At 41.3% G+C, this 9,565-nt stretch carries 8 protein-coding genes and 1 pseudogene; all 9 read right to left on the bottom strand.

What is annotated here, in order from left to right; all coding sequences use genetic code 11:
- Positions 1–2,109, bottom strand: a 2,109-nt coding sequence (locus B2R65_RS17610; protein WP_286744800.1) for a TonB-dependent receptor plug domain-containing protein, incomplete at its 3' end; no start/stop codon positions are given.
- Between the two features lie 95 nt (positions 2,110–2,204).
- Positions 2,205–3,806, bottom strand: coding sequence for a hypothetical protein (locus B2R65_RS17605; protein WP_004586339.1), 1,602 nt, complete (start codon positions 3,804–3,806; stop codon positions 2,205–2,207).
- 300 nt (positions 3,807–4,106) lie between these two features.
- Positions 4,107–5,435 (bottom strand): CDC27 family protein, encoded by a 1,329-nt coding sequence (locus B2R65_RS17600; RefSeq protein WP_029772987.1) that lies wholly within the window; start codon positions 5,433–5,435, stop codon positions 4,107–4,109.
- A 33-nt stretch (positions 5,436–5,468) separates the two neighbouring features.
- A complete protein-coding gene (locus B2R65_RS17595) occupies positions 5,469–6,074 on the bottom strand; it encodes an energy transducer TonB (RefSeq protein ID WP_029772986.1) in 606 nt (201 codons plus the stop codon).
- Between the two features lie 12 nt (positions 6,075–6,086).
- Complete coding sequence (locus B2R65_RS17590) at positions 6,087–6,500, bottom strand: ExbD/TolR family protein (RefSeq protein WP_004586342.1); 414 nt, start codon at positions 6,498–6,500, stop codon at positions 6,087–6,089.
- A gap of 51 nt (positions 6,501–6,551) precedes the next feature.
- Complete coding sequence (locus B2R65_RS17585; protein WP_029772985.1) at positions 6,552–7,079, bottom strand: MotA/TolQ/ExbB proton channel family protein; 528 nt, start codon at positions 7,077–7,079, stop codon at positions 6,552–6,554.
- A 3-nt stretch (positions 7,080–7,082) separates the two neighbouring features.
- The gene (locus B2R65_RS17580) at positions 7,083–8,450 is read right to left on the bottom strand and encodes a MotA/TolQ/ExbB proton channel family protein (protein WP_024031703.1); all 1,368 of its coding nucleotides are present in this window, start codon (positions 8,448–8,450) and stop codon (positions 7,083–7,085) included.
- A 10-nt stretch (positions 8,451–8,460) separates the two neighbouring features.
- On the bottom strand, positions 8,461–9,213 hold the full coding sequence (locus B2R65_RS17575) for a DUF3450 domain-containing protein (protein ID WP_004586345.1): 753 nt from the start codon (positions 9,211–9,213) through the stop codon (positions 8,461–8,463).
- 232 nt (positions 9,214–9,445) lie between these two features.
- A pseudogene (locus tag B2R65_RS17570) lies at positions 9,446–9,565 on the bottom strand (DsbA family protein); the annotation flags it as partial.

Here is a 9,565-nt window from a genome sequence, read left to right as displayed (position 1 = left end):
GTCGTAGTTTTTAATTGGGCTACTTTTAATCCCCGTACGACCAAAGGTTCTAATGTCGGTCAAAGGGTCGTAATATGTAACAGGCACTACTTCACGAAAATCAGGGCGTACTACTGTTTCACCATAACCTAAGCGCACCTGGTAATCATCGCCACCTACATAGGTAACAGACAGTGCCGGGTACCAATCATCGGTAATAACAGAGCCTGCTTGAATTTTATCTGGATCGTAAAAGGTATTTAAATCGTCTTCATCAAAAATAAGGCTCGATGTACCGATAGAAGATTGTTTAAATTCTTCATAACGAATACCACCGCTTATTCTTATCCATTGATCATAAAACACATCGAAAGACGCATAACCTGCATCCACCTTTTGCGCAGCAATGTAATCATCGGCATCAGGGGCTGTTGGCTCATTAAAGTCAACTAACACAGCGTTATTATCAATAAAGTCGTCAGTTAAAAAACCACTATTATTAAGCGCATCATTGCTACCGTCGTTTATTGAAATACCTGAGCCGCCACTGTTGTTTATAGCAAAGCTTGAGGTATTAAATATTCGAGCTCTGTCAGAAAAATCGTAACCCACTTTAAACTCAACTTCCATAGACTCAAAGCTAAGCGGCAGCGTTAAGTTACCACCGTACGATTTAACACGCTCTTCCATATTGGTGTATGACATAATTACACGGTTATCATCCCCTGTAATAGTTGAGCCGGCATAGCTGCCATCACTATTATAAGTGTCACGAAATTCAAAATCGGCACTGGTAGGTATATCAGTCGTTGCTTTAGCTTCGGTGTACTGCCAATCGGCACCAATACCAAAATAATCTAAAAAGGTATGTTGGCCCATAACTTGAGTAATGTTTAATTGGCGTTCTTCGTAATTAAACTCATGATTACGGTTTGCAATCCCATCACCCGCAATACTAAACGTAGAACTACCCGCAGGGCTTTGCGAAATAGCAATTTCAGACTCATCTTCATTATCAATAATGTAAAGCTGTTGAGCAGAAATACTGTGCGTACCTAAACGGTATGACAAACTTAATGAACCGTTATAACTTTCGGTTTCAGTTGTCACTTGCGAATTTTTGACTGTGTTGTAACACGAGTTACTCACATCTTCACTGGTCGCTAACGACGTTGTACAATCAACATTGCCTTCTTCGTTTTCTAAATCTTGGGTGATAACTGAGCTAAAGCGTTCTTCAAAATCCCATTCGTTTTTGTAAGCACCTGCCAGTAAAAACCCAACCTTGCCGCCAAAATAGCTCTCTTCAAAGCTATCACCATAATGGGCTTTAATATTATAACGCGGGTCTAACGACTCTTCTTTTAACTCATAATCGCGAGGAAGCGACTTTAAAAGTGCGTTATTAACAGCGGTTGCTTGTTCTGCACGCGTTAAATCGCCATCTTCAAAGCCTTCACTACTAACAATATTGCCAATACTAAAATCACCACGGTATGTTGAAATAGCCTGTGATAACTCACTTGGAATGCCATTTTCGTTACGATTGTAGGTAAAGCCATCACTTGATGCCGTATCGTAACCTGCACCCACTTCTATGCCTGCTGTAAATTCATTCGGTGCGGTTTTAGTTCTAATATCTATATTACCGCCACCAAACGCTGCTGGCATGTCTGGAGAGTAAGCTTTTTGAACAGCCATACTTTCAATAATACTTGCAGGGAAAATATCCAGCGGAATAACGTTACGGGTTAAATCTGGGCTTGGGATGTAAGCGCCATTTAAACGCGCACTAGAGTAACGCTCACCAAGGCCCCTAACGTAAATAAACTTACCATCAACAAGCGTTAGGCCTGTCACTCGACGAAGCGCAGATGCTGCATCGCTGTCGCCCGTGCGTGATAATTGTTCAGAGCCTAAAATATCGGCAACAAAGGCTTGGTTTTTACGTTCTTCTACAACTGCCGCAGCGCTCCCTTGTAAACGCGTACCTACAGCAACAACTTCTTCTATTTCTTGTTCGTTTGTTAACTGTTCATCGGCTTGTGCAGCAATTAAGCTAGTCGAATGAGCGACTAAACCTAAACCAATTGCCCAGGTAATTTGATTGAGTCTATGCTTTTTAGACATGAGATAATCCTAATCAGGTTATACAAAAGAGGCGCCTGACGCTTAAATAACAAGCCACAAGGCGCCTTTAATCAGAGGTTATAATGGTGTGCTATTTAGTCAGCATTTGCTGCTGTAACAGCCGCTTCAACCCATTTATACCAGCTAGAGTCTGTATCCTGATCCGATACCGCACCAATGTAGTTTACGCTTTCAAAAAATGAATCGCTTGTGCTTAAGTCTGTTGCAGTAACAGTTACTTCTGCAGCTGCTGTGTTCGTTGCAAAACCGTTATCTGCAAGTACGGCAACATCATCAGTTAAGATTTGGTTAGCACCGTCATTTTCAAACCACGCTGTTTTTGTTTGACCTTCTAATGGGCCGCTTGCAAACGTATCTGTATCTGTAAAGTTTGCAGAACACGCCATTACAGAGCTTGTGAATGAGATTTTATCTGCTTGTGCTTCACCGTCGCCTGAGAACTCAATACATTGCGTGTTAGTTGCGTTTTGCTTAACGATAACTGTGTTGTAAATGCTTGAATTAAATTGGTCATCAAACTTGTAAGCTTGTGAAGGGTCGTCATCACGTACCGAGTTACCATCTGTAGTTACAACCGTTACATTGGCAACCGTTGGGTTAGATGGAGACACTTGCTCGGTAGAAGAACCTTTAACACCATCAGACTCAAAGCCATTGTTACCCATGTTAACTACAGTGCCGTCATTTAGTGTCACAGTACCGTGTTGAATAAATAAGTACTGAGCTTTACCTTGCCAACCTGCGTCAAAGTCAAACGAATCATCTTGTGTATCTGTTACCGCCACGTGTTTAAGCGTTGTAGCACCACCAAAAATTTCAATACCGTCATCAAAACCTTGGTGAATGTGTAGGTAATCAAACTCAGAACCAGAGCCAACTGCATTTAGTGTTAGTGAATTCAAATCATCGCCTTCACCACCAACGCGAGGGCCTGAACCTGCGTACCAAATTTTAGCCCATTTAATATTACCGCTAGAGTCTGCATTATCGTTACCACCAAAGTAACTTGTAATACCTTCAGAGGCTACGTTACACGTACCACCGTCACGCTCTGCATCAGTACATTGGTCAGTAATGCCGTTACCATTAATGATGATACCGCCCCAATCTGCGTAGCGTGCGCCTTCGCCAGCTGTATCAAAACGGTCAAACGCGTTTGCCGAAGTAAATACAACCGGCTTTTCTTCAGTACCTACCGCTTGAATTTTTGCACCACGTGCAATACGTACAATTGCTTCACCTGAGCCAAATGCTAAAACGGCACCTGGTTCAACGGTCATTGTTGGACCATTTGCTGGTACTTCAAAGCCATCTACAGTGCTGCCATCTTCGCCAATTTGTAATGCATCTTCAAAAACGTGAACACCGCCATCAGGTAGCTCAGCGAAAGTAATGTTGCTTGTGATAGAAATTGTTTTGCTTGCAAACGAGTCGTTGTATAAACAATCAATGCCACTTACTACGCCTGTTACCGTACCTGCATCTGATTCGTAGCTTGCACAAACAGCTTCTTCTTCAGTTGTTGAACCAGTTGTATTGTTTGAATTATTAACACTGTTATCTGTTGACGAGCTGTTATCGTTTACAGTAGGTGTAATTTCGATATCGCCGCCACAGCCAGCTAGTGTCATTGCAGTTGCTACTAGGCTGACCTTAAATAAATCAGATAATTTCATTGTTCACTCCGTTAAAGTATTTAATTATTTTGTTAGTGCATTAAGTAAAAACTTAAGTCACTTTAAGGCACGATACTCATGCATTAAGGTGACCTGAGTTATCGGATGCAAATAAGATACTGTAGAGATATGACAAACCAGTTACAGTTTAGTAACCATAAGATGACAATAGTAATTAATTTAAATTCAACAACTTAAATATTTTAACAACGAAAAAAACCGCCCTAAGGCGGTTTTGGTGTTGCGATTATGAAATAGGTAAACGCTTTATTATTTGTAAAATAGCGTTAGGGTATAAAGTTAAAGTAACGCGGCTTTAAGTGTTTGCGCATGCACTTTTTCACGCTTAACATATTTAATCCACTGCTTTGCTAAACGCTGTGATTTATCATGCTTTTGGGCTTGTTCAAACGCTAAAATAGACGCATCAAAATTTTGCATATTGTACTGTGCCATACCTAGCGCAACGTAAGCGTTTGATTCAAAATCAAGGCCGCCTTTATCAAGCGCCTTACGCGCAGCATCAGCCGCTTCTTCGTATTGCTCAGTGTTAACAAACACTTCTGCTAGGCGTTGATCGTACTTACCATGCTCTGATAGGTCAGCCGCTTTTGCAAAGTAGCTAATCGATTTTTCATCTTCTTTAGCTTGGATCATGGCCTCTGCAATAAAGGCATAGTTTTTCGCTGATTTTTCTACAATGCCTTTTTCTATCGCATCACTCATTGTTTTAGCTGCTTTGTATGCCAGGCCGTTATAAAGGTAAGTTTGCGATAACTGTCGTAAATCAGACTTGGTTTTTAAAAAGCCTTGTTGATACGCCGCTTCGATTACGGCTAGTTGCTCTTTTTCTTTGCCGGTTTCTCCGTACATACCAGCTAGCTGAACCCAATACTCTGGTTTATTGTAAAGTTTGACCATGCGCTCAAGCACTGCCACTACTTTATCTGTTTGATTAAGTGAGTAATACATAGCGCGCTGAAGTACCAGCCAGTTTTCTTTAGGCGTTTTGCCTTCGCTGTCGCTAAGAGCAATAACTTGATTGATATACTCAAGCCCCTTTGGGTATTCTTTTAACTGGTAGTAAGTTTGCGCTCTAAGTAAGTAATACCCTTCTGTAATAGGTTTGGTATTTATTTCATCCCACTTATCTAAAAACGCGATAACTTTTTTATACTCGCCGTTGGCCATTGCAAGCTGCGCTAGGCTAAACGTGGTGCTTAAACGTAATGATTCAGGAATAGCCTCCTCGGCTACCACTTTTTCAAACGAGGCAATGGCTTTTGGTAAATCATTTTCGTTGTAATAAATAAAGCCATAAAAGTTATGCATCATGGCAATTTCGTACGAGTTCATACTTGAAGCTCGCTCTTGAATGCTATCAAGTGCTTCAAGGCCGGCTTTTACATCGCCATCATCAGCGAGCTTTTGCGCACGAGCAAGCTGGCTATAAACCTTTTCGCGCAGTGCAGGTACACGCTTTGTTTTTTGTTCTTGCTCTGCATGGGCAGTTGCTACGTTTAGCCCCGGCACAAGGCTTAGCGTACTTGGCACAACAATACTTGCACTGATCGCGGCAGTGCAAAATAATGCCAGTTTTAAATTTTTAGCTGTAGGTAGTAATTTCATAATCGCCTCGCTATTTCATCCAATTAAGATAAGTTAACCATTAATTTGGAAAGATATTTTGTTTTGAACACCCGCTACTTCAACGGCTTCACCATTGACTACGCGCGGTTTATATTTAAATTTAAGTGCGGCATCCATCGCTGCTCTATCAAACAGTGACTCAGGAACCGCTTTTACTACTTGCGGGTCACGTACAGTACCTTGCTTAGTTACTGTAAATTCAACAATTACATAGCCTTCAATACCACGCGACAAAGCACGACGCGGATACACTGGGGCTACTTTTACAATAGGTAGGTATTCACCATCACTTGTTTCAAGCGCTAAGCCACCCGCTAGGTCAACATCGCTGCCTACATCCGCGCCAAAATCAAAATTATTGCTGGCCGCGTTTGCATCATTATTTTGCATTTGCGGCGACTCCATAGGCGGTGGTGGCTCTTTTGGTGTAGGTGGCTTTTGCGGTTTACGCTCTTTCTTTTGTACCGTTTCTTCTTTTTTCAAACGTACAAAGTCTAAAACGTTTCCTTTTACTGGCTCCGACATGGCACCTTCACCACCGGTGATCAGTGCCTGCATGCCTAAAAAAAGCATAAAGGTCACTACACCCGCTACTATTAATGCTACTAAATATCGCAACATGGCTAACCCTTAAGACGCATCTTGTGCAGCAATTGAAACATCAAACGCACCTGCAGCACGCGACGCATCCATTACTTTGATTAACATATCAGTGGTGGCTTTTTTATCAGCTTGAATAACCACGCTCCCTTGTGGATTTTCTGCTTTTAAGCGTTCGATATTGGCTTGCACTGCACGTACATCGATTTGACGTTTATTAATCCAAATCTCGCCTGTATCAGAAATAGCCACTAAAATATTAGCGCGTTCTTTTTTAACCGCTGTTGCGGCTTCTGGGCGGTTTACATCAATACCGGCTTCTTTAACAAACGAGGCGGTAACGATGAAGAAAATAAGCATGATAAATACAACGTCTAACATTGGGGTCATGTTAATTTCTTCAGCTTCGTCTTCTTGTAATAGGTTTCCTAACGGGGCTCTCATTTTTATTCTCCTAGGATGAGCGACTCTATAAGCCGCTTATCAAAATGTTACTTAATGGTCTAAAACCATGCTGTCTTCAAGTAGTTCAACTTCGCGCTTGGCTCTGCGCTGTAAAAACGTAGAGGCAAATACACCCGAAAGTGCGCCAACCATACCTGCCATGGTTGGAATAGTTGCTTTAGAAACACCTGATGCCATAGAGCGCGCACTACCCGTACCGGTAATTGCCATTACATCAAATACTTCAATCATTCCCGTTACTGTGCCTAACAGGCCAAGTAGCGGACACAATGCAACCATTACATTTATCAGTGCTAAGTTGGTGTCTAAACGCATTGAAGCACGTGAAATCATCGCCTGGCGTATTTGCTCAGCATTCCAGCTATTGCGCTCTGCACGGTTTTTCCACTGCGCTTTTACGTTTTGCTTGTAACTACGAAAACCTTTGAAAAAATAAATAAATCGCTCGAGTATCAATAACCACATCGCGAAGATTAACACCCCGATGACCAAGAGGACTTGGCCACCAGTGTCGAGAAAATCACGGATAGCATTGATTGAGTCAATCAATAGCACCATGGTTTATGCTCCCTTCTCGCTTCGCTGTGCGATAATACCTGCGCTTTGCTCTTGAATAGTAAGCAAAATATTTTTAGCGCGTGTATTAAGTAGGGTGTATAAAAATACCGTAGGAATTGCCACAACTAAGCCTAGCACCGTTGTTACCAATGCTTGCGAAATACCACCAGCCATTAGTTTAGGGTCACCTGTACCAAATAATGTGATTGCTTGGAAGGTGTTGATCATACCGGTTACTGTACCTAGTAAACCTAGCAGCGGCGCCACCACCGAGATGATTTTAATAAGCGTTAAATTACGCGTTACTTTTGGCATTTCACGTAAAATAGCTTCGCTTAATTTAAGCTCTAATGTGTCGTGGGCAACATCAGGGAACTGATCTTTTACTTTCATTACGCGGCCAAGTGGGTTGTCATCGCGTGCTACATCATCTTTAAGTTGACGACGAATTTTACCGCCCATAATCAGTAATGAGAAAAAACGTTCAAGTGAGATAAGTAAAGCAATAACACCTACACCTAAAATAACGTAACCGACTGTGCCACCTTGGTGTACGCGCTCTTCGGTATCTGGTGCTTGCACTAATAAACCTAAAATTGAGCCACCCGTTGGGTCAAGTGCAAACTGCACAATACCATTTTTTGCATTTTGTAACTCTTCTGCAGTTGCAGTAAAACGTGCTACAGGCTGGCGATTTAACTCGCTTAAGGTATTTGTTACTGGGTTAAATTCTAGGTATTTACCGTTAGAGATTAAGTTAAAAGCACCTACACGTACCACTTCTTGTTGTGCTTTTTCACCACCTTGTACAATTACATCGGTAGTAAAGCGGCTTACTTTACCTTGCTCTGTCATTTCGCGTTGTAGCTCAAACCATACTTTTTCAATATCTTCGATAGAGGCAAGCTTTGAAGTAGAACCCATTTTTTGTGCTAGCTCATCCATAAATGTGCTACGACCCGCAATTTCAGCTGATACCACAGAGGTAGCGAACTTATTGCTAGAATCACCAGCAACTTGCTGAAGCACACCAAATAGCTCTTTTAAAGAACCCATTCGTTTAGACAGTGTATCTGTTAAGTTAGCAAGTTTGATTTCGTTTTCTTCAAACTGTGTTTCTAAGCGCTCAGACTCAGCAAGCATTTGATTACGTTTTGCTTGTGTGTTGTTAAGCATTTGCACTTGTTCGTTTTGGCGCGCCATAAATTCTTGTTCGCGTTGCTTGTTTTGCGCGCTTTGAGCCGATTTTCCTTCTTCAAGTGTTTTTAATAGTGAGTCTAAGTCCATAGGCTCAGCTGCCACACTTGCGCCTGCAAAGCTTAGGCTTGCAGCAAAAAGGGCCATTTTTGTCATTTGAGTAAACAGTTTCATCTTCAACCTCTTATTCTGCTGCGTGTACTGGCAGAGTTAACATATCTGGGGCAAGTTGCTTACGTGCGATACGTAAACCTTTGTTGATTTGGCTAATTGTTGAGTCTGGTAAAGTAACAAACGATTTTGTTTCTTCATCCCAGCTACCAGCTTGCTTACCATCACGTGTTAAATAAATAAGCTCTAAGCGGCCAATGCGTAAAAAGTCTACTTCACGCTCTTTACCGTCTACCGTTAACAGTGAGGTGTAGGCTTCAATAGTGCGACCGTAATCAACTTCTACTTGGTATGCTTCTAATACGCGGCGGAATTTTTCGCTTGAGTTAATATCTGCACGGTCCATCATGGCGTTTAAAGAGCTAATACGCTTAGTGCGCTCTTCTTGCAAAAATGGCACATCAAGTGCTACAAATTGCTCAAGCCCTTCAATCATGCGCAGCATTAGTGGTGTGATCTGACGCTCAATAATAGAGACCTGATCCATTGAAAGGTTAAGTGACTCCATTTCTTCAATTTGGTTATTTAACTGTTTAGTTAATTGCGCGTTATAAACAGTTAAACCATCAATTTCTTTATTAAGGGTTTTAAACTGTTGAAGACGTCCTTGCATTGAATCAGCAATCTTGTCTATTTTTGTTTGTGATTGCGCAGCTGATTTATTTATTTCACTGCTTTTATCGATAACCTTTTCTAAATCATTGGCATGTACTGCAGCACTTGCTGCTACAATACCAGCTAAGATCAATGGTTTAACGCCTTTCATCGCATACACCTTTACTCGTTAATTAGCGGATTTGCTAGTTTGTTGTTTTAGCCTAAACTGACTTGTTTTAGGCTAAAGATTTTCAATGAGTGAAATTGTATAGATGAATAATGACAGGCATGTTGCGCAAAAAAGTCTATTTTGTTACAGCTGTAACATTTGCGTCTTATATCGAAGTGTTTATATGCAAAGCGTGTATTAAAGCAGCAAATACACGCATTTTGGCTAGTTGTTAAGCTAATAAAGCGTTAATTGTGTTTAGTGTTTGCTGGTGATCGGTGTAATTTATTTTAATTGCAATGGCTTTATTATCAGTTATTAATACTAACGAAGGAAAGCCTTGTATTGGCAA

It is taken from the genome of Pseudoalteromonas sp. UBA2102 (assembly GCF_002331165.1).
In the GTDB taxonomy this organism is placed as follows: domain Bacteria; phylum Pseudomonadota; class Gammaproteobacteria; order Enterobacterales; family Alteromonadaceae; genus Pseudoalteromonas; species Pseudoalteromonas atlantica.
This window is presented reverse-complemented; position numbering and strand designations above follow the sequence as displayed.